Consider the following 20491-nt stretch of genomic DNA (forward strand, 5'->3'; position numbering starts at 1 on the left):
AATCGCCGGGCGGCTGACGGGTTAACGCGTCGTCGGGTCGAGTGCATCGCGCAGCCCGTCGCCGAGCAGGTTGAAGCCGAGCACGGCGAGGGCGATGGCCGCGCCGGCGAACACCGACGGCCACGGGTTGGTCTGGATGAAGCCGTAGGTCGAAGACAGGATGTTGCCCCACGACGGCGCCGGCGGCTGAATGCCAAGGCCAAGGTAGCTCAGCGCCGCTTCGATCAGAATAGCGGCAGCGATGGTGAGCGACGTCTGCACAATCAGCGGCGCGGCGATGTTGGGCAGGATGTGCCGCCACATGATCGCGATCGGCGGCACGCCCAAACCGCGCGCTGCCTCGACATACAACAACTCGCGCGTCGCCAGCGTCGAGCCGCGCGCCAGCCGGGCGAAGGTCGGCAGGTTGACGATGGCGATGGCCAAGATGACGTTGCTCAACGCCGTGCCCATCACGGCGAGGATGGCGATCGCCAGCAGCACCGCCGGGAAGGCCAGCAGCACGTCCATCAGGCTCATCAAGAGCGTATCCGTCCAACCGCCGCGATAGCCGGCGATCAGGCCGATGATCACCCCGATGACCAGCGAGCCGGCGACGGATAGCACGCTCACCTGGAGCGATGGCATCGCGCCGTGCAAGATGCGGCTGAGCACGTCGCGCCCGAAGTCGTCCGTGCCCAGCACGTGTTCGGCGCTGGGCGGCTTCAGCCGTAGGCTCATCTTCTGTGCCGTGGGGCTGTAGGGCGACAATATCGGGCCGAGCACCGCCGTTAACACGAACAACGTCACGAGCGCCGCGCCGATGATGAACTGCGGACTGCGGACGGCGCGGTAGAGCGCGCGGCGAAGGGGCGAGTTCATCGAGCGGTCAGCCTGATCCGCGTGTCAATGACGCTATACAACACGTCCACCAACAGGTTGATCAGAATGAAGATCACGGTGAACGTCAGCACGGTGCCCTGCACAACCGGATAGTCGCGGGTGGAGATGCCGTCGAAGACCAGCCGACCCAGGCCGGGCAGGGCGAAGATCTGCTCGATGATGACCGCTCCGCCCAACAATCGTCCGACCTGGATGCCGATAACGGTGATGACCGGGATGAGCGCGTTGCGCAGCGCGTGCTTCAACACCGTCTTCGTCTGCGTCAATCCCTTGGCGCGCGCAGTGCGGATGTAATCCTGCCCGAACACTTCCAACAGCGACGAGCGCATGAAGCGCATGATCGTTGCGCCCAGCGGCAGCGCCAGCCCCAGCGCCGGCAAGAGCAGATGGCGCAAGTTGCCGGCGGCGTTCTCGTGCAGAGGCACGTAACCAATGGAAGGCAGCAAGCGTAAGTGAAGCGAGAAGAGCAGCATGAGCAAAATCGCCAGCCAGAAGCCGGGCACGCTGATGCCCAGCAGCGAGATGACGCCAACGACCGCGTCGGTGACTTTGCCGCGGTGGGTCGCTGCCAGGACGGCCGGGGGGATGCCCAGGATCAAGCCCAGCAGCAGCGATAAGATTGTCAGCTCGATCGTCACCGGCAGGCGCTGGAGGATGGACTGGCCAACCGGCATACGCGTTCGGATAGATTGGCCCAGGTCGCCGCGCATGACGTTGGTCAGCCACTCGACATATTGCACCGGCCAGGGGCGATCCAGCCCATACAGCCGGCGGATGCCTTCCACGTCGGCGCCGATGGCGTCGGGGCCGAGCATGACCAGGATGGGGTCGCCGGGGATCCAACGCACCAACCCAAACGTGAACAGGCTCACGCCGAGCACGACGGGGACGGCGACGAACAAGCGATGGACGATGTAGCGCGTCACCGCGGAGATGCATGAAGCATCGGGAAGTCAGGCTCGGCTTCCCGATGCTTCATCCTGGTTCTCGGCGCGTTACTTGTCGAGCCAGACCTGGCGGAATGACACGTGCGAACCGTTCAGGTAGTGCACGTAGCCCTTCACGTAGCTCTGCATCGCCTCATACTCGTTGGCGGCGTAGAGGAACACCATCGGTGAATCCTCGAGCAAGATGCGCTGCGCTTCGCGGTAGATCTGGGCGCGCTTGGCCTGATCGGTTTCCTGCGCACCTTGAGCCACCAGCTCGTCGAACTTGGGGTTGCTGTAGCTCATGAAGTTGTTCTGGCGGCCGGTGACATAGGTGCCATCGAGCGGCGTATGCGGGTCGGCAAAGCCGCTGTAGCCGCTGACGACGGCCTCGAAATTCTTGCCCAGGTAATCCTTCAGGAAGACGCTCCACTCCAGCGACTCGATTTCGAGATTGATGCCGATCTCCTTCAGTTGCTCCTGGACGGCGATGCCGGCGTTGCCTAGGAAGCTGTAGGTAGGCGTGTTCTTCAACTTAGCGGTGAAGCCATTGGGATAGCCGGCCTCGGCCAGCAACTGTTTCGCCTTTTCCAGATCGCGTTTGTAGACCGGCGCTTGTAATCCCGGCCAGAAGGATGGCAGGAATGGGCCGGCGTATAGCGGTGTGCCGGCGCCATTCACAGCAGCCTGCAGCACGGCCTCGCGATCCACCGCCCAGGCGATAGCTTGGCGCACCTTCGGGTTATCGAACGGCTTCACCGTAGTGTTGAAAGCCAAGAAGCGCACGTTGTTGTTGCCCTCGCCAGTGATGACGATGTTGCTATCGCTGCGCAACAGCTCCAAGTCCTTCGGTGGGGCATACTCGATGAAGTCCACCGTGCCGGTGCGCACGGCGGTGCTGCGCGCGGTGTCGTCAGGAATCGGCTGGTAGATCACCTGGTCGAGCAAAGGCTGGCCGGGAATGAAATAGTCCGGGTTCTTCTCCAGCACCGTGCGCGTGTTCGGCACCCACTCTTTGAGCTTGAACGGGCCGGTGCCGTCGGCTACGTTGTCCAGCTTGCCGCCGTTTGCCTCGATGAAATCTTTGTTGACGATGGCCATGGTGCGGTCGGCCAACACAGCGAGCAGCGGCGCGAACGGCTTTTCGGTCTTGATGATCACCGTATATTCGTCGGGCGTCTCAATCGCGACGATGGGCGCCAGTTGCGAGCTGCGCGGCGATTTGACCTCCGGGTCCTTGATCCGCTCGAGCGAGTATTTGACATCGGCCGAGGTCAGTGGCTTGCCGCTGTGGAACTTCACGCCCTTGCGCAGCTTAAATTCCCAGGTGGTGGCGTCAATGGCGCGGTAGCGCTCGGCCAGGTCACCCTCGATCTCCAGGTTCGGCTTGAAGCGCAGCAGTGAGCTGTAGATGTTCTCCAAGATGCGATACGAGGCGGTGGCGTTAGTCAGGTGCGGATCGAAGCCAACAGCATCTTGGTTCGTGCCGACGCGCAACGTGCCGCCAGGCTTGGGCTGGCCAGGCGTAGGGGCAGTAGCTTCAGCCGGTTTGGCTTCCTCAGCAGACGGTTGCGCCGGAGTTGGCGCTGCCCGGGGTGGTGCTGCGCATGCGGCCAGCGCGAGCGCCAGCGCCAAGCCGAACGCCACCGTCAATCGCAGGGAAGTTGAACGGGACGGTTGACTCATGGATTTTGCCTCCTCAGACTGGTTGCTTCTTCGAGACTGCCGGCGCGCCGCTTCGTTGGGTCAGGGCGTTCTCGGTGATCAGACGGCGCGCTTGTGACTCGTACAATTTTGTCGCATCCCTAGCACGTGTCAAATTACGTGGGCGTCGAAGGACCAGTCGGGAACCAGGTTTCTTGAAGCAACTTGTTTCCCGGTGCGGTTGCAGATGGAGATCAGACCGGGATGGTCAGGCTCGCCAGGTCACGGGGATAGTAGGTAATGACCTCATGGCCGTCCTCGGTGATGACGACGGTGTCAGAGTGGCGAAAGCCGCCCAAGTGCGCGGCGTATAGCCCCGGCTCCACGGTGAACACCATGCCCGGCTTGATTTCGGTGTCGTCGCCCACGTCCAAGAAAGGCGCCTCATGGTAGCGCAGGCCGATGGCGTGGCCGGTGTGATGCTTCCAATATGGCATCAGGTCGTGCTGCTCGAAGTAAGCGCGCACGGCGCGATCCACATCCGAACATTTGACGCCCGGCCGCAGCGACCGGATGGCCAGATCCTGGAGCGCCACCATGTGGTCGAATAAGCGCTTCTGTTCGTCCGTCAAGCCGCCGATCACCATCGTGCGCTCAAGTTCGCTGTTGTAGCCCCACATCGGCGCGCCGGCGCCGGTGACCAGCACGTCGCCCGCTTGGAAGGTGATGTTGTTGGCCAGGGCATGGGGAATCGCGGCATTGCGGCCGATCTGGCCGCGATAGCCGGCGGATGCGCCGTCGCCGTACATGCTGCGCGAGGCGTAGAGCGGGCCGAGCGTTTCCAACATGGCGAGCGTGGCTTCCTGGCTGGCGCGCAGGCTCACCTCGGTCTCGGTCACACCGGCGCGCGTGTAGCGTTGCAGCAGACGATGTGCCAAGTTGCCCCACTTCGCGCTCTCCTTGATCAGCGCGATCTCGGCCGGGCTTTTGATCATCATCAGGTCCTCGATGAACGCCGTCACGCGCACGACTGTTGCGCCGGTCGTCTCGCTCAGCGCCGGACCGCGATAGCCGAAGATCCACGGATAGCCGTCGCTGTCCGCGCCGATTCGCCGCGCGATGCCCATGTCGGCCAACAGCCTGGCCAGGACGTGCGCCGGATGCAGTGTGTAGGGGTATTCGACATAATGCTCCACGCGTTCGAGGCCGGTCTGGGCGCGCGCATGCTCCAGCTCCAGCCGCGGCACGAACATCGCCTGCTCTCCCTGCGCGTTCATCACGAACGCGATCGGCCGCTCGGTGGGGATGAACGCGAAGCCGGAGAAGTAATGCACATAGGCGCTGTCGAAGAGCACGACGCCGCTCAGCGTTTGCGACCGGAGGTGCTCCAGCAGGCGCTCGGCGCGGCGGCGAAATTCGGCGCGGGTGATTTGGAGGGTGGTTTGCATGGAAAAGCCTCTCGAACAGAGATGCTTTCGATTCTATCTGGCTATACTTCGAGCGCATGCCCAGCGCGCCGCCTCCCAATTGGCAATCCCTCGCCGACGACACCGTGCGCTACTTGCGCGACCTGATTCGCCTGGATACGTCGAACCCGCCGGGCAACGAGATGCGCGCCGCCGAGTACATCGCGCGCATCCTGCGCGCGGCAGGCATCGAGCCCATCGTCATCGAGACCGCGCCCCAGCGCGGCAACGTCATCGCGCGCATCAAAGGCGACGGCAGCGCGGCGCCGCTCTTGCTTTACTCACATACCGACGTGGTGCCCGTAGAGCGCGAGCGCTGGACGGTGGATCCTTTCGGCGGCGAGGTCAAGGATGGCTTCGTGTATGGCCGCGGGGCGTTGGACATGAAAGGCATCACCGCCATGCAGTTAGCCGTATTCCTCGCGTTCGCGCAGAGCAGTCGGCGGGGAGAGTTGGGCCTGCGCCGCGACTTAATTCTGGCGGCCACCGCCGACGAGGAGGCGGACACTAACCAGGGCATCGGCATCCTGGTCGAGCGGCACCCGGATTTGCTGCGGGCGGAATATGCGCTGAGCGAGTTCGGCGGCTACAGCTTGCACATTGACAATCGCTGCTTTTATCCCATTCAGACGGCGGAGAAGGGCAACGTGTGGATGCGCATGGTTGCACATGGCCGGCCCGGCCATGCCAGCATCCCGCAGGCCGATAACGCCGTCGTGCATCTCGCGCGCGCCGTGGATAAGCTGGCGCGCACGCGGCTGCCGGCGCGCATCACGCCGACCGCGCGCGCGTTCATCGCCGGCCTGGCCGAAGGCATTGGCGGCGGGCAAAGCATCGCCCTGCGCGCCTGGCTGGACATGGATGCGCTGCGTGAGGTGCCGCTGCATCGCTTGGTGGGCGATCCCGGCCTGGCCGCTGAGCTGTACGCCATCACGCATGATACGGTCGTCCCCACGGTCCTGCGCGCCGGCTACAAAACCAACGTCGTGCCGTCCTCCGCCGAGGCCACCCTGGATTGCCGCACGCTGCCCGGCTCCACGCCTGACACGCTGATCGAAGCGCTGCGCCAGTCGCTAGGCAACGATCTGCCGATCGAATTCGAAGTGGACAGCAGCGGCGAGGCGCTCGAATTCCCCTTCGACACGCCGCTGTTCAAGCTGATCGAGCGCACGCTGAAACAGCACGACCCACAGGGCATCCCGCTGCCCTACTTGATGACCGGCGCGACCGACGCCAAGCACGTCGCCAAGCTCGGCACGATCTGCTACGGCTTCTCGCCGATGCAGTTCGCGCCGGGCGAGAGCTTCTTCGAGATGGTGCACGGCCACGATGAGCGCGTGGCGATCTCTGCGCTGGCCTGGGGCGTGCGGGTGCTCTACGAAGTGGTGCGCGATTTCTGCGCCACCGCGTAGCAACTTTTTGGAGGCTTCTACGCTGGACGACGCGCATGAGCGCCACGGTCAACGGCCACAGGTGGCCGTCAGCCGGGCTACTCGAGCAAGGGCAACCCCAGCAGAAACGCAGGCCCGACCTGTTCGATCTTGCGCGCTGCTAGGACGGTCGCGTGCGAAGCAGCGGTCACGGGATCTTTGCCGCGCGCCAGGCCGGCCAGTGTCGCGCCGCAGAAGGTGTCGCCGGCGCCGGTGGGGTCGAGTTCATTCGCCGGATCGGCGGGGAGCGGCGTGGCCTGGTCTCCGGCGATCACGATCGCGCCGCGCCGGTCGAAGGTGATGAACAACAGGGCGCCCGCGCGGGTGCGCATGGAGACGCGGCCCGCGACCCGCAACGATCCCCACAAGCCAATCGCCTCATTCTCGTTCATGAAGAACAGGTCGGCTTGCTCGAAGATGGCGCGCACAGTCGCCGGCTCGTTTTGCACGATGCGGTAATACGTGCCGGCGCTGATCCGCTGCGCGCCGCGCTCACGGCACACATGCAAGAAGTCAAGCATCTTGTGCGCCGAGCTGAGCGCAGCGATGTGCACGAATGCGTAGCGTGAGAGGTCGTCGGGGAGGTGGCCGGTTGTCAGTTGCGACTCTGCGCCCCACGACGCGCCGACCAGCGTCGCCCGGCCCTCGCCGTGGTGCGCGATCTCCAGGTGCGGCAGCGCGTCCGGCGGAACCTCAGGGCCGATCCAGTCCAGGCGTTCTGCAACCGGCGCCAACAAAGCAGGGAGCGGCGTGGGCCGAGGGCCGAGCAACGTGACGGGCACGCCGGCGCACCGCGCCGCCAGCGCAGTGTACAGGCCGGCGCCGCCGATGGTGTGATAGGTGCGACCGCCGATGTGCAGCGTGTCCAGCGAGACGCAGCCGACGACGAGGATGCCATTGCTCATGATCCAGGCTGCCGACTATACGCGACCGGCACGCTTACAATACATGCCGTCCAACTCACGCTGTCGCACCGTGCCCCAGTCGAAGGCTGACATCCGCCGACAGATCCGCGCGCTGCGCGACGCGGCGCCGGCCGATCTGCGCGCCGAGTGGAGCGCGCGCATCTGTGCGAAGGCGCTGGCATTGCCGGCATACCGGTCCGCACAGACGATTCACATCTTCCTCTCGTTCCAAAGCGAAGTGGACACTCAGGCTATCATCGTGCATGCGCTGGCATGCGGCAAGCGCGTGGTCGCGCCGGTCTTCGTGAAGGGCAGCGACGAGACGCCATGCGCGCAGATCACGTCGCTCGAGCCAAGCGCATTCGACTTCGGCCGGTGGGGGCTGCGCACGCCGAAGGTGCTACAGCTTGTGCCGCCGGACGAAATAGACTTGGTGTTCGCGCCGGTGGTGGCGTTTGCCTGCCTCGCTCCCGGCGGTGGCCCTCTGCAGGAGACACACAAGGCCGGCGTCGCGCGCATCGGCTATGGGATCGGCTTCTACGATCGCTTCCTGAAGCGCGTCCGAGCGGGCGCGCCCAAGATCGGCTTGGCGTTTGAGTTGCAACGGGTCGAAGCGATCCCCTCAGCACATTTCGACGTGCCGCTGGACGGCGTCATCACCGAGGCTTCGGAGTATCCGCCGGGCTAGGATGATGGGTCCTCGCCCTCCATCCGCTGCATCACCTCGCGCCAGAACGCCCAGCAGTCATCCACGTCCTTTTGCGTTTTCGGATCGAGCGGCCGCCGGAAGGGCAGCGCGTCCACGCGCTCGAAGAACTCGGCGATCAGCGCGTCGGCGTCCAGCGTCAGCAGCTTGCGATCGCGCACCACGACGTCGCCGTTGACGATGACGTGACGGACCGAGGCGCCGGTCTCGCAGTGCACAAGCATGCCGTAGGCATCGTTCATCGGCGCAAGCGTCGCCGTGCGCGTGTCGAGTAACACGATATCGGCCAACTGCCCACTTTGCAGCCGGCCCAACTGACCGCCCAGCAGCATCGCCGCCGCTCCGCCCAGCGTCCCGGCCTCGAACGCCTCGCGCGCCGTAATCCACGCCCTGGGATCGCGATGCGTGAGATTGTGGATGAGCGCGGCCAGTTTGATCGCGTCGAACATGTTCTGGTTGTCACTGCTGCATGCGCCGTCCACGCCCAGCGCCACGGTGATGCCGCGATCGCGCATCGCGCGCATCGGCATCAGGCCGCTGCCCAGCTTGAGATTGGCTGCCGGATTGTGCACGGGAATCGCGCCTCGTTCGGCCAGGCGGTCCAGATCGTCCGCGCGGCGAATCCAAACGCTATGCGGCAGCGTCACTTCAGGAGAGAGCAAATCTTCGTCGTACAACCAGTGGATCACAGTTTTGCCGCGCGCGCGCCGGATGCAGTAGTCTTGCACGCGCGTCTCGACGCAGTGCATGTGCACGCCGGCGCCGTGTTTGCGCGCCAGTTCCAACGACCACTGCAAGCATTCGGTGGTCACCAGTTGGCCGGCGGCCGGCCCGAGGAAGGTTTGCAGCCGGCCGCCATGCGAGCGGTGCCAGTCGCGCATCCAGTCGTCGAACATGGCGAGGTTGTCGCGAAGCACGCCGCGGCGATAGTCGTCGCGGTCGGGCCGATAGCCGCCGTGGGACAGGCCATAGACGCTGCCGCGCAGGTCGTAGCCCAGCGCGTCGGCGGCGTCGAGCACGTAGTCGTGATCGTCGTACATCGGGGCCACAGTCGCTCGGATGCCGCTATCGCGGTAGGCTTCCATCGCGGCGTCCAGGTATTCACGCTGCCATGGGCCGCTGTGCCACAGATGGTCGAGCGAGCCGGTCACGCCGCTGAGCAGCATCTCGATCGCGCTCATCGCTGCGCACAGGTAATGGTCGCGCGCGGTGTATTCGCCGCAGGTGCCGTAGAGCCAAACCAACCACGGCTCCAGCGGCATGCATTCCGTCGCGCCGCGCATGTAGTTCTCCGGCGAGTGGGTATGCGCGCTGATCAAGCCGGGGATGGCAAGCAAGTGGCGGCCGTTGATCACCTCCAGATTGCCGATTTGCGCTTTGCGATTTGCGATTGATGCCAGATTGAGCTCCCGCGACGGCGCAACTTCGGAGATGCGGCTGCTTTCGATGAGGATGGACTGGTCGCGCGCGATGCTACGCGGCGCAGTCGGGTCGAGGACGTCCACGTGTTCGATCAGGATGGCCATAGCGGCTGATGATACCGGTCAGCGGCCTTCGCCGGTGCGGGAATTGCTCAAGCGCGCCGGCGGCCCCCCCAGCTTCATCTCATTCGCCGGCGGCTTGCCCAAGCCGAAGCACTGGCGCGGATCGCTACAACCGAGGCCGCCCTGCGCAACCATAGCGCCTTCGCCCACCCGGCGTAAATGGTAGAATGCATTTTGCAAATTGGGGCGTCGCCAAGTGGTAAGGCAGCGGACTTTGGATCCGCCATTCGTTGGTTCGAATCCAGCCGCCCCAGTACAAATCGAGGATCAAAGGGGACGGCGACCGCGATGATCCTCGATTTACTTTTTTGACCGCTTAGCGCGCGCCTTGCCATTGCTCTGTTCGCGCCCGCGCTTTGCCGGCATCAGCGCTGCGGCCAAAGCCTGCTCCACCCGGTCCACCAAGACGAACTTCAACGAGTCGCGCACTTCCGGCGGCAAATCCTCCAGGTCCGGCTCGTTGCGCTTGGGCAGGATGATCGTCTTCAACCCAGCGCGATGCGCGGCGAGCACCTTCTCTTTGATGCCACCCACCGGCAGCACCGAGCCGCGCAGCGTGATCTCGCCCGTCATGGCCACGTCGTGGCGCACCTTGCGGCCGGTGAACAACGACGCCAATGCTGTGGCGATGGTCACGCCCGCCGAGGGGCCGTCCTTCGGCTGCGCGCCGGCCGGCACGTGGATATGAATGTCGCTCTTGTCGAAGATCTTTGGGTCAATCTTCAGATCGCCGGCGTGGCTGCGCACGTACGAGAGCGCCGCCTGGGCGCTCTCCTTCATCACATCGCCGAGCTGGCCGGTGAGTTGAAAGCCCTTCGACCCGGGCATGCGCGTGGCCTCGATGAAGATGATCTCACCGCCCACCGGCGTCCAGCTCATGCCGGTAGCCACACCGGGGATCTCGGTGCGTTCGACGACTTCGTCGTAGAACTTGGCCTTGCCGCGCAGGTCAGGCAGGCTCTCGGGCGTGACGTGGAAGGGCAACGTCACCTTGCCCTCTTGGGCGCGCGCCACCAACCTGCGGCAAATGTTGCCGATCTCACGCTCCAGGTTGCGCACGCCGGCTTCGCGCGTGTACTCGCGCATCAGCTTCAGGATCGCTTCGTCGCTGAAGGTCACCTCGCCGGGGCGCAGGCCGTTCTCCTTGAGTTGGCGCGGCACCAGATAGCCCTGGGCGATGTGCAGCTTCTCGCTCTCGGTGTAGCCGCTCAGTTGCAGGATCTCCATGCGATCGCGTAACGGGCCGGGGATGGTCTCCAGCGTGTTCGCCGTGCAGATAAACATGGTCTGCGAAAGGTCGAACGGCACGTCCAGGTAGTGATCGCGGAACTCGCGGTTCTGCTCGGGGTCGAGCACCTCGAGCAAGGCGCTGGACGGATCGCCGCGGAAGTCGCTGCCCATCTTGTCCACCTCGTCGAGCATGAAGACGGGATTGCGGCTCTCGGCGCGGCGGATGCTCTGGATGATCCGGCCGGGCATGCTGCCGATGTAGGTGCGGCGGAAGCCGCGAATCTCGGCCTCGTCGCGAATGCCGCCCACGCTCATGCGGATGAACTTGCGGCCCATCGCCCGCGCGATGCTGGCGCCCAGCGACGTCTTGCCCACGCCCGGCGGACCGACGAAGCACAAGATCACGCCCTCGCGCTCGCGGCGGATCCAGTCGGCCTCGGGTTGCAGGTGGGCAGGCTGCGCCTCATTTGTCGGCTGCGCCTCCGCCTGCAACTGGGCACTCGCCGCTTGCAACTCCTGGCGGCGCTTGCGCACGGCCAGGAATTCCAGGATGCGCTCTTTGATGTCTTGGAGGCCGTAGTGGTCCTCGTCCAGCACTTGGCGCGCATGGGCGATGTCCAGGTTGTCCTGCGTGGTCTTCTGCCAGGGCAACGACACCATCCAGTCCAGGTAGGTGCGAATAACGCTGTATTCGGCAGACTGCGTCGGCATCTTCGCCATACGGTCGAGTTCGCGCTCGGCCTCTTTGCGCGCTTCCTCGTTCATGCCGCTGGCGGCGATCTTTTCGCGGAAGGCGTTGATCTCGATCTGCTGCTCATCGGCCTCGCCCAGTTCGCGCTGGATGGCCTTGATCTGCTCGCGCAAGAAGTACTCCCGCTGCACCTTCTCCATCTCGCTCTGCGCTTCGCTCTGAATCTTCTTGCCGAGCTGGAGCACTTCCAACTCTTTGTTCAAGAGCTGGAGCAAGAAGAGCATCTTATTGGGCAGACCGTCCATCTCGAGCAGCCGTTGCGCATCGTCCAGGTCTATGCGCGTGTACGTCGCGACGGCATAGGTGAGCTGGCGCGGGTCCTCGATGCTCTGGATCATCTGCGCCAATTCGTCGGGCATATCCGGGCGCAATTCGGCCATCTTGTTGAAGCCCTCGCTGATGTTGCGCCGCAGCGCCTCGATCTCGAGGGAGTTCTCCCACATCTCCGGCAGCGGCTCGACCTTGGCGACGATGTAGGGGTCTTCGCTGACGATCTCGACGATGCGGAAGCGCTCCGCGCCTTGCACGATCATGTTGACCACGCCGTCCGGCGCCTTGAAGTGACGCGCGATCGTGGCGATCGTGCCGACGGTAAAGATGTCCTCCGGCCCCGGCTCGTCTTTCTCCGGGTGCTTGCTGGCCACCAACCCAATCGGCATTTTGCGCAGGGTCACATCGTCAATCAGGCGAATCGAACGTGGCTGCGACACGCGCAACGGCAATGCCGACAGCGGATAGACCAGCACGCCGCGCAACGGTAGGATGGGCAGCACCCCCAACGACTCCGATCGGCCTGTGCCGGATTGCTGTTCCTGAGCCGGCGCATCGGTCGGCTCGTTCTCGTCGGCCATTTCTTCCAGCAGATGGTCCAACAAGAGTAGATCCAATGGATTCCTTTGCATGCTTTCGCGCATAGGTTAACACACTTACCGCGCGAGCGTTGATCGGGCGTTAGAGGGTCAGCAACCGCGCCGGTACAGGGTAGCCCAGCAGCACCGACGCAACCTGCGCAAACCGGCCGGCGGATCCGGTGGTCCAGAATTCACGCGCCGGCGTTCCGTCGGCAGATAAAGTGAGTTCGAGCCACACCTGCCGCGTGCGGCGGGCGACGGCCGGCGCCGGGTCAAAGACCGTCACGGCATGCGCGACCGGATGCGCTGCCTGCCACGCGCTGATCGCCTGCTCGATCCACGGCCGGAGAAAGGGGAAGTGTGTGCATCCCAGCACCAGCGTATCGGCGTCCTGTGCCAAGAGCGGCATGACACAGTCGCCGACCAGGCGACGCAACTCGGCGTCCTCTGCGCTGCCGACTTGCGACTGCATTCGCTCCACGGCCTCTACCCAGCCGAGGCAGGGCTGTTCGATGATGTGCAGATCGCGCCCCCAGCGCGAAACCAGGCTGGCGTAACGCGCGCTCCGCAGCGTGGTCGGCGTCGCCAACACGCCGACCACGCCCGTTCGCGTGTGCAGCGCCGCCGGCTTGATGGCCGGCTCCATGCCGACGAACGGCGTCGTCGGGAAGGTGGCGCGCAACGCCTCGAGCGCCGCAGCCGAAGCGGTGTTGCACGCGATGACGACGACGCGGCAGCCGCGCGCGATCAACCAACCGGCGGCGCGCAGCGTGAGCGCACGCACCTCGTCGAGCGATCGCTCGCCATAAGGGACGTGCGCTTGATCGGCGAGATAGGTCAGCGGGGCATCGGGGATAAGTCGGACGATTTCGCGCCACACCGACAGTCCACCGACGCCGGAATCGAAGACGCCTATCAAGGGAAAGGCTTGTCCAATGTCGGTCGCGTCACGGCTTCACAAGCACCGAGGCGCCGCCACCTGCTTCGACGCGATCGGCGCTGCGAACACTCTGGGCATCACCGACACGCTGAACACTTTCGACACCGCTGACACTCCCCAACGTTACTCCGCGATGATCTCCACACGGATCAACGCCTCGCCGGGTTGGCGGGCACGGCCTGGGTCGCGTTCGGGGATGGCATTCACCACGTCCATGCCTTCGATCACCCGGCCGAAGACGGCGTGTTTGCCGTCCAGCCACGGCGTGGCGACGTGCGTGATGAAGAACTGCGAGCCGTTGGTGTTCGGGCCGGCGTTAGCCATGGACAAAACACCCGGCTCATCATGTCTGAGCGCGGGATGGAACTCGTCCTCGAACTGATAGCCGGGGCCGCCGCGGCCGGTGCCGGTAGGGTCGCCCCCCTGGACCATAAAACCCTTGATCACGCGATGGAAGGTCGTGCCGTCGTAGTAACCCTCGCGCGCCAGGAAGACGAAGTTGTTGACCGTGCGGGGAACTTTATCAGCGAACAGCTCGATCACGATGTCGCCCTTGCCAGTCTTGAGCCGCGCCTTGTATTTCTTAGCCGGGTCAATGACCAGGGGTGGCGGGGATTTGTATTGCTTTGCCATAGCGCGCATTCTCTCACGCCGCAGCGTTAAGGCTTTCTTCACACAAACCCATTCGTCCCTTAAAGGATTTTGGTTGAAATGCGCCTGTGACTAACCGGAGGACATCATGAGAAAGATCAACGTGTTCATGCTGACTACGACGATGGCGCTCGCGTTGGCCGCTTGCGCTACCACGCCGCAGGCCAGGATGGTGCCTGAGGCTGTGCAGCAGACAAAGGAAGGGACCGCCGCTGCGACTGCCATGCCCCAAGCGCAGGAAGCGACGAACATGGCAGCGCTGATCGCTGCGGCGCAGGCCGAAGGTGAGCTAAACGTCATCGCCCTGCCGCACGACTGGTGCAACTACGGCGAGATGATCGAAACCTTCAAGCAGAAGTATGGTTTGAAGGTCAACGAGATCACGCCCGACGCCGGCTCCGCCGAGGAGCTGGAGGCAGTGAAGGCCAACAAGGACAACAAAGGCCCGCAAGCGCCCGACGTGCTTGACATCGGCCCGGCCTTCGCCGTGCAGGCGGTCGAGGAAGACCTCGTCGCGCCCTACAAGGTCTCGACCTGGGACACCATCCCCGATAACCTGAAGCACCCCGACGGCCTGTGGACCGGCAACTACTACGGCGTGATGGCGATGCAGGTGAACGTGGATGCCGTCCCCGCCGTGCCGCAGGACTTCGCCGATCTGCTCAAGCCGGAGTACAAGGGCATGGTCTCGATCAACGACCCGCGCATCGGCAACTCGCAGGCCCAGGCGGTGTTCAACGCCGCATTGGCCATGGGCGGCTCACCTGACGACTCGTCGAAAGGCCTGGAGTTCTTCGCGCAGCTCAATGCTATCGGCAACTTCCTGCCGTCGTGGAACCAGCAAACCTTCGGCCGTGGCGAGACGCCGATTGTCTTCGACTGGGACTACAACGCGCTGGCCCAACGCGACGCCAACAAGGACAGCATCAACATCGAGGTGGTCATCCCTAAGTCGGCGCAACTCGCTGGCCACTATGCCACCGCCATCAGCAAGTATGCGCCGCATCCTAACGCTGCTAAGCTGTGGATGGAGCACGTCTTCTCCGATGAAGGCTCGCTGATCTGGATCAAGGGCTATTGCCATCCGACGCGCTACAACGACTTGGTGGCGCGCAAGGTGATCCCCGCAGACCTGGCTGCCAAGCTGCCGTCGGACGAACTGTATGCGAAAGCCACCTTCCCCACACTGGAGCAGTTGAACAAGCACAAGCAACTGCTGGCCGAAAACTGGGACAAGGTGACCAAGATCGAGTTCCGCAAGCTCCAGTGAGCTGCCGATGGCCGTAGAATCGTCGCAGAAACCAGGTTTCCTAGAGAAACCTGGTTTCTGTGATTCTGTCTAGCGCGATGGATACCACGATCGCCGCTCCCAGAACCAAGCCGGCCGGCCCACCGGTGTCGTGGGCCTGGCTGGGGACGCTGCCGTTCTTTCTGTTCGTCTTCGCCTTCCTTCTGCTGCCCTCGCTGACGATCATGGCCGGCGCATTTCGCAACCCGAATGGCAACTTCACGCTCGACAACATCGCCGGGCTCTTCCAACCGCTCATCCTGGAGTCGTATCGCACCAGCATCGAGTTGAGCGTCGTTACAGCGGTGGTCGGCGCGAGCCTAGGCGCGTTGCTGGCCTACGCGATTACCTGGGGCGGTCTCTCGGGCCGCATTCGCTCGGGCGTCATCACCTTCAGCAGCGTGGCGGCGAACTTCGGCGGTATCCCGCTGGCGTTTGCCTTCATTACTTTGCTCGGTCGCACCGGCGCGCTGCCGGTCTTCCTCCGCAATGTCTTCGGCATTGACCTATATGCTGCCGGCTTCAGCATCTACACCGTGCAGGGCTTGATCCTGGCCTATCTGTATTTTCAATTCCCGCTCATGCTGCTGATCATGGTGCCAGCGTTCGATGGGTTGAAGCGGGAGTGGCTCGAGGCCGCTACGAACCTGGGCGGCACGCCGTTCGACTTCTGGCGCTATGTTGGCCTTCCGATTTTGTTGCCGTCGTTCCTGGGTGCGACGGTGTTGTTGTTCGGCAACGCCTTCGGCGCCTATGCCACCGCCGAAGCGCTCACCGGCAGCAAGGTGGACGTGGTGACCCGCGTGATCAGCCGACAAATTCGCGGTGATGTGCTCTACAACCCCGGCTTGAGCTATGCGTTGGCCTTCGGCATGGTCGTGATCCTGGCGATATCCATCGCGTTGTATGTTGGGTTGCAGCGCGTCACAGCGCGCTGGTTGCGTTAGCGCCGGAGGAGCGGGGAGATGAAGACCACCGGCATTTGCCCAAAATGCGGCAGCGACGTGATCGCTCGCGTGGCCGGACAGCAAGACGAGACATCCATCATCGTGGATTGGGGCGGCTATTTCACCAGCGCGCCGGTCGCGCGCTATGTGTGCTGCACCTGCGGCGACATCGAGAGCGATGTGGAGTTCCCCGAAGACCTAGGCCGCATCCGGCGCAAATTCAGGCTCGACACCCCACAGGATGAGGTCGAAGTTCCATGACCGGCGGACGCTCCCTCGCTGCACGCCTCTTCGCTTGGGCCATCTTCATCGTCTGCGCGGCATATCTGATCGTGCCGCTGGCGACGCAGTTCGACTATTCGCTGCGCGCCCGGCGCGGCGAGATCGGCTTCACGGCCTACACCAATGTGCTCTCTATCCCGGAGCCCGACAAGGTGCTCCAAGTGCAAGCGTCGCCGCTCAAGATCACCCTCAACCTGCCGCGCTTCTACTCATCGCTGCTTTTCTCTTGTCTGATGGCCGTGCTGACCATCATCGTGAGCACCGCCATCGTCGTGCCCACGGCCTATTGGGTGCACCTGCGCGTGCCGAGGCTGAAGCCGGTGATAGAGTTCTTCACCGTGCTCCCGTTCGCCATCCCCGGCATCGTGCTCACCTTTGGCCTGCTGCGCACGTATAGCGGCCCGCCCTTCTCGCTGACGAACACCGAGCTGGGCACAGTCGCCTTGTTGGTCGGTGGCTACACCATCGCCGTCTTGCCTTACACGTATCGCTCGGTGGACATCGGCCTGCGGGCGATTGACATTCGCACGCTCACCGAGGCGGCGCGCAGCCTGGGCGCCGGCTGGCCGGCGATCATCCTGCAGGTGATCCTGCCCAATCTGCGCGTGGCCGTGCTCAGTGCGGCGCTGCTCACCTTCGCCATCGCCATCGGCGAATACACACTGGCCAACTTCCTGTTCCCCGACGAACGCGCGTTCGGCTCGTACATGGCATCGGTCGGCAACAACAAAATCTTCGAGCCGGCGGCGCTGACCATCATCAGCTTCGTGCTCGTGTGGATTCTGGTGCTGCTCATCCAGCGCGTGGGCCGCGGCACCGGCCAAACGCAGATGACCGGAATGAGGTAAAACTATCACGGGTTGCACGTCATGGCCTATCTCGAGTTGATCCATCTGCGCAAGGTATTCGGCGCGACGGTTGCCGTCGAGTCGTTCGACCTGGATGTGGCCAAGGGCGAGTTCGTCTCGTTTCTCGGACCGAGCGGCTGCGGCAAGACCACCACGCTGCGCATGATCGCCGGCTTCGAGCAGCCGACCGAGGGTCGGATTCGCATTGACGGCGAGGACGTGACCGACACGCCGCCCAACAAGCGCCGGCTGGGCATGGTCTTCCAGTCCTACGCGCTCTTCCCCAACATGACCGTGGCCGACAATATCGCCTTTGGCCTGCGCATGGCCAAAGCGCCTGCGCAGCTCATCCAGCAGCGGGTGAAAGAGATGCTGGCGTTGATCCAGATGGAGGGCTACGGCAAGCGCTACAGCCACCAGCTCTCCGGCGGCCAGCAGCAACGCGTGGCGCTGGCCCGCGCGCTGGCCATCCAGCCGCGTGTGTTGCTGCTGGACGAGCCGCTCTCTGCGCTCGACGCGAAGATCCGCGACGAGCTGCGCAACGAAATCCGGCGCATCCAACAAGCCCTGCACATCACCACCATTTACGTCACGCACGATCAGGAAGAGGCGCTGGCGCTCTCCGACCGGATCGTGGTGATGAACGCCGGACGTGTGGAGCAGGTCGGCACACCGTTCGATATTTACAATCGGCCACAGACGGAGTTCGTGGCCCGCTTCGTCGGCACGCTCAGCACGCTGCGTGGCACGGCCGGTGCCGATGGCTGCGTGATGGTCGGCGGCCAGCCGGTGCGGCTAACGCAGCCGCTGAGCGATAAGCGCCCCGGCGATGCCGTGACGATTGCCTTGCGTCCGGAGACGATCACGCTGAACGGCGCGGCGCCGGGCGACAACCGGCTGATCGCCAAGGTGGAGGGCGTCACCTTCCTGGGCTCGATCGTGCGCGTGCAGTTGAGCGTGAACGGTTCGACGTTCGTCGCCGACGCGCTGAACAATCCCAACTTCACGCCGCCCCACGCCGGTGACACCGTGGCAATCAGCTTCGCGCCGGAGGCGGCGCGCGTCGTCGAGTAGCGCAACGGTAAACGCCTCGGGCCGCGACCCCGGCTACAAAGCCGCCAGCGCAGCGTTCACATCCTCGAACAGCCGGTCGCACACTTCGGCCAACGCCGCGCGTTTGGCGGGGTCGCGCGCCACACCGAAGCCAGCAACCCAGAGGTGAATGCCGGCCTCTCGCAGGGCAACCGCCGCCTGACGGACGGCGCGCACCCCGCCGGCGTTATCCTCAAAGACGATCACTCGCCGACCGGCGAGCCGCTCGACGCCGCCCCGCTCTCCTTGTGCGACGAACGCATAGGCCGCCAAGGCAGCTTCCCGCAGCGGGCAGCCGATCGCAGCCAGCATAGCCGCGATGGGCTGGACGAGCGCCGGCTTGGCGTAATCCCAGATTGAGCCACCCTTCACGTCGGCCAGCCACTGCATCGGCCCCAGACCCATGAGCGGCAACTCGGCCATGTCCAACTGGGCCAACGCGATCTCGCCTTCCGGCGTCTGGTAGAGGCCAGGGCGGCTGCCGTCGGGGGGAAGCGTGGGGCGCGCTGTGTAGGCGCTAGCCGGATGCGCGCGGATGATCTGTCGGCTGCGGGCGTGCGGGATCGGCACATCCATCGTCTCCAGGAACGATGGCGTCTCGATTTCGGCCTGCAGGCCGAAGTATTGCGCAAAACGCGCCGATCCGAGCACAAAGGTGTAGAGCAGCCGAGTGGTCTCGCTCACGCGCGGGTCGCGCACATCGTCGAGCAAGCGATGAATGCGCGGGTGCAGGTCGGGCGGCGCTTCGCTCAGCAACAGCGCGCGGGCGCGCTCGTGCGGCAGGCCGGTGAACGCGCGCGTCCGGATCGCCCAGGCGGCAAAGTCGGGGCGGCTTGGGCTGCCGCGATGATGCGCCAGCAGATTGATGCCGACGTTGAACGCGGTCGAATCCCATTCGTTCGAGAAGCCGCACGCGTGCAGGACGTTGATTTCGTCCTCGGTCGGCGTGTAGTCGGGCAAGCCCCACTTGCGGCACACGAAGCGCGCCGCTTCGACTTGTGCGCAGCGATAGCCGCGATCTTCGATCAGCGTGCCGTCAACGTCGAGCAGAAGGATCGGCGGCAGAGCGCTCATGCCGGCGTCGGCGCTTCGGGCGCGATTAGCCCTTCGCGTTTCAGGTCAGCCCACAGCGCTGCTGGCGGGGTCTGTTGCGCTGCGGCGACGTTCGCGATGACCTCTTCGGGCTTCTGCGCGCCCAGCACCACCGAAACGACGGCGGGGTGCGCCATGGCAAAATGCAAGGCCGCCACGCGCAGCGGCACGCCATAGCGCGCGCAAACCGCATCAATCTTCCTGGCCTTCTCGATCACGTGCGCCGGCGCCGCAGCGTAGTTGTAACTTGCCCCCTCGCGTGGGCCGGTGGCCAGGATACCGCTGTTGAACACGCCGCCCAGGAAGATTGCGATGTTTCGCTGCCGGCAATATTCGAGGAAGTCGAGCGAGGTCTGTTCGAGTAGCGTGTAACGGCCGGCGAGCAGGAAACAGTCCACGTCCACGCGCTTGGCGAACTCCCATTCCATCTGCCACTGGTTCATGCCAGCGCCCACTGCGCCGATCACACCCTGGCTGCGCAGCTCGAGCAACGTGGGGAAGGCGTGATCGAGCGCGTCGCGGAAGTAAGTATCTTCCAGGCTGGCGCCCTGACCACGGTTGAACTTGTCGCCGTCGGCGTCGTGCACCAACACACTATCTAGACGATCCACGCCCAACAGCTTCATGCTGTTCTCCACGCTGCGCAGGATCGCCTCGCGCGAGTAGTCGTGATACGAGCCGCCGTCCGGCTTGGGGAAGCGGCCGGCCTTAGTCTGAATGACGAACCGGTCGCGCGGCACGCCGCGCAGCGCTTCGCCGACCACGCGTTCGGCCTGTCCGCGCGAATAGAGCGCCGCTGTGTCAATAAAGTTGATCCCCTGATCCAACGCAGCATGCACCGTAGCAATGGCCGGCGCGTCCTCTCTCACCACATCCAGCCCAAGCAAGAATGCCGTGCCCAGGCCGATGTGCGTAACTTCCAGCGCGGTGCGCCCAACCCTGCGGCGCGGGAGAGTATTTGTCGTCATGTCGTTCGTCGCTCCTCAGTAACAGATTTTGCCGGAAATCGGATTATC

Annotated in this window: 19 protein-coding genes and 1 tRNA gene; 8 read left to right on the forward strand and 12 right to left on the reverse strand. The window is 64.3% G+C overall.

Features of this window, described 5'->3' with window-relative positions; translation table 11 throughout:
- Window positions 1-21: 21 nt before the first annotated feature.
- The 4 genes from GXH28_RS06635 to GXH28_RS06650 all read right to left on the reverse strand — a co-directional run bounded on the left by GXH28_RS06635 (window position 22) and on the right by GXH28_RS06650 (window position 4900).
- A complete protein-coding gene (locus GXH28_RS06635) occupies window positions 22-861 on the reverse strand; it encodes an ABC transporter permease (protein ID WP_169238237.1) in 840 nt (279 codons plus the stop codon).
- Window positions 858-1808, reverse strand: coding sequence for an ABC transporter permease subunit (locus GXH28_RS06640; protein WP_169238238.1), 951 nt, complete (start codon window positions 1806-1808; stop codon window positions 858-860). The genes GXH28_RS06635 and GXH28_RS06640 overlap by 4 nt, the downstream gene beginning before the upstream one ends.
- 69 nt (window positions 1809-1877) lie before the next feature.
- Complete coding sequence (locus GXH28_RS06645) at window positions 1878-3494, reverse strand: ABC transporter substrate-binding protein (RefSeq protein WP_169238239.1); 1617 nt, start codon at window positions 3492-3494, stop codon at window positions 1878-1880.
- 212 nt (window positions 3495-3706) lie between these two features.
- The gene (locus tag GXH28_RS06650) at window positions 3707-4900 is read right to left on the reverse strand and encodes a M24 family metallopeptidase (RefSeq protein ID WP_169238240.1); all 1194 of its coding nucleotides are present in this window, start codon (window positions 4898-4900) and stop codon (window positions 3707-3709) included.
- Between the two features lie 56 nt (window positions 4901-4956).
- On the opposite strand from GXH28_RS06650, the gene GXH28_RS06655 reads away from it, so the two are divergent.
- Window positions 4957-6330, forward strand: a complete 1374-nt coding sequence (locus GXH28_RS06655; protein ID WP_169238241.1) for a M20/M25/M40 family metallo-hydrolase — start codon at window positions 4957-4959, stop codon at window positions 6328-6330.
- A 77-nt stretch (window positions 6331-6407) separates the two neighbouring features.
- Here GXH28_RS06655 and GXH28_RS06660 read toward each other — a convergent pair whose 3' ends face one another.
- Entirely contained in the window at window positions 6408-7253 is an 846-nt protein-coding gene (locus GXH28_RS06660) for a carbohydrate kinase family protein (protein WP_169238242.1), read from the reverse strand.
- Window positions 7254-7296: 43 nt separating this feature from the next.
- Here GXH28_RS06660 and GXH28_RS06665 point away from each other — a divergent pair, with 43 nt between their 5' ends.
- Window positions 7297-7941, forward strand: coding sequence for a 5-formyltetrahydrofolate cyclo-ligase (locus GXH28_RS06665; RefSeq protein ID WP_169238243.1), 645 nt, complete (start codon window positions 7297-7299; stop codon window positions 7939-7941).
- Here GXH28_RS06665 and GXH28_RS06670 read toward each other — a convergent pair.
- Both GXH28_RS06670 and GXH28_RS06675 read right to left on the reverse strand, forming a co-directional pair.
- The gene (locus GXH28_RS06670) at window positions 7938-9485 is read right to left on the reverse strand and encodes an amidohydrolase family protein (RefSeq protein WP_169238244.1); all 1548 of its coding nucleotides are present in this window, start codon (window positions 9483-9485) and stop codon (window positions 7938-7940) included. The genes GXH28_RS06665 and GXH28_RS06670 overlap by 4 nt on opposite strands.
- Window positions 9486-9503: 18 nt before the next feature.
- Window positions 9504-9653 carry a hypothetical protein gene (locus tag GXH28_RS06675; protein WP_169238245.1) on the reverse strand — a complete coding sequence of 50 codons (150 nt, stop codon included), beginning with the start codon at window positions 9651-9653 and terminating at the stop codon, window positions 9504-9506.
- Window positions 9654-9685: 32 nt separating this feature from the next.
- Here GXH28_RS06675 and GXH28_RS06680 point away from each other — a divergent pair.
- Window positions 9686-9757: transfer RNA gene (locus tag GXH28_RS06680), tRNA-Gln, on the forward strand.
- A gap of 46 nt (window positions 9758-9803) precedes the next feature.
- Here GXH28_RS06680 and lon read toward each other — a convergent pair.
- The 3 genes from lon to GXH28_RS06695 form a co-directional block, all read right to left on the reverse strand.
- Complete coding sequence (gene lon, locus GXH28_RS06685) at window positions 9804-12359, reverse strand: endopeptidase La (protein WP_240550238.1); 2556 nt, start codon at window positions 12357-12359, stop codon at window positions 9804-9806.
- A gap of 76 nt (window positions 12360-12435) precedes the next feature.
- Window positions 12436-13254, reverse strand: a complete 819-nt coding sequence (gene murI, locus GXH28_RS06690) for a glutamate racemase (RefSeq protein WP_169238246.1) — start codon at window positions 13252-13254, stop codon at window positions 12436-12438.
- Between the two features lie 144 nt (window positions 13255-13398).
- Complete coding sequence (locus GXH28_RS06695) at window positions 13399-13908, reverse strand: peptidylprolyl isomerase (RefSeq protein WP_169238247.1); 510 nt, start codon at window positions 13906-13908, stop codon at window positions 13399-13401.
- 187 nt (window positions 13909-14095) lie between these two features.
- Here GXH28_RS06695 and GXH28_RS06700 point away from each other — a divergent pair, with 187 nt between their 5' ends.
- From GXH28_RS06700 to GXH28_RS06720, 5 genes are all read left to right on the forward strand, one after another.
- Window positions 14096-15196 carry an ABC transporter substrate-binding protein gene (locus tag GXH28_RS06700; protein ID WP_445082646.1) on the forward strand — a complete coding sequence of 367 codons (1101 nt, stop codon included), beginning with the start codon at window positions 14096-14098 and terminating at the stop codon, window positions 15194-15196.
- A gap of 65 nt (window positions 15197-15261) precedes the next feature.
- Window positions 15262-16161, forward strand: coding sequence for an ABC transporter permease (locus tag GXH28_RS06705; RefSeq protein WP_445082647.1), 900 nt, complete (start codon window positions 15262-15264; stop codon window positions 16159-16161).
- Between the two features lie 18 nt (window positions 16162-16179).
- Window positions 16180-16422 carry a hypothetical protein gene (locus GXH28_RS06710; protein WP_169238249.1) on the forward strand — a complete coding sequence of 81 codons (243 nt, stop codon included), beginning with the start codon at window positions 16180-16182 and terminating at the stop codon, window positions 16420-16422.
- The gene (locus GXH28_RS06715; RefSeq protein ID WP_169238250.1) at window positions 16419-17291 is read left to right on the forward strand and encodes an ABC transporter permease; all 873 of its coding nucleotides are present in this window, start codon (window positions 16419-16421) and stop codon (window positions 17289-17291) included. The genes GXH28_RS06710 and GXH28_RS06715 overlap by 4 nt, the downstream gene beginning before the upstream one ends.
- A gap of 21 nt (window positions 17292-17312) precedes the next feature.
- A complete protein-coding gene (locus tag GXH28_RS06720) occupies window positions 17313-18365 on the forward strand; it encodes an ABC transporter ATP-binding protein (RefSeq protein ID WP_169238251.1) in 1053 nt (350 codons plus the stop codon).
- A gap of 33 nt (window positions 18366-18398) precedes the next feature.
- On the opposite strand, the gene GXH28_RS06725 is transcribed toward GXH28_RS06720, so the two are convergent.
- Both GXH28_RS06725 and GXH28_RS06730 read right to left on the reverse strand, forming a co-directional pair.
- Window positions 18399-19457, reverse strand: coding sequence for a hypothetical protein (locus GXH28_RS06725; RefSeq protein ID WP_169238252.1), 1059 nt, complete (start codon window positions 19455-19457; stop codon window positions 18399-18401).
- Window positions 19454-20443, reverse strand: a complete 990-nt coding sequence (locus GXH28_RS06730; RefSeq protein WP_169238253.1) for an aldo/keto reductase — start codon at window positions 20441-20443, stop codon at window positions 19454-19456. Before GXH28_RS06730 ends, GXH28_RS06725 begins: the two co-directional genes overlap by 4 nt.
- Window positions 20444-20491 lie beyond the last annotated feature (48 nt).

It is taken from the genome of Candidatus Roseilinea sp. NK_OTU-006 (assembly GCF_012931985.1).
GTDB lineage: Bacteria > Chloroflexota > Anaerolineae > J036 > Brachytrichaceae > JAAFGM01.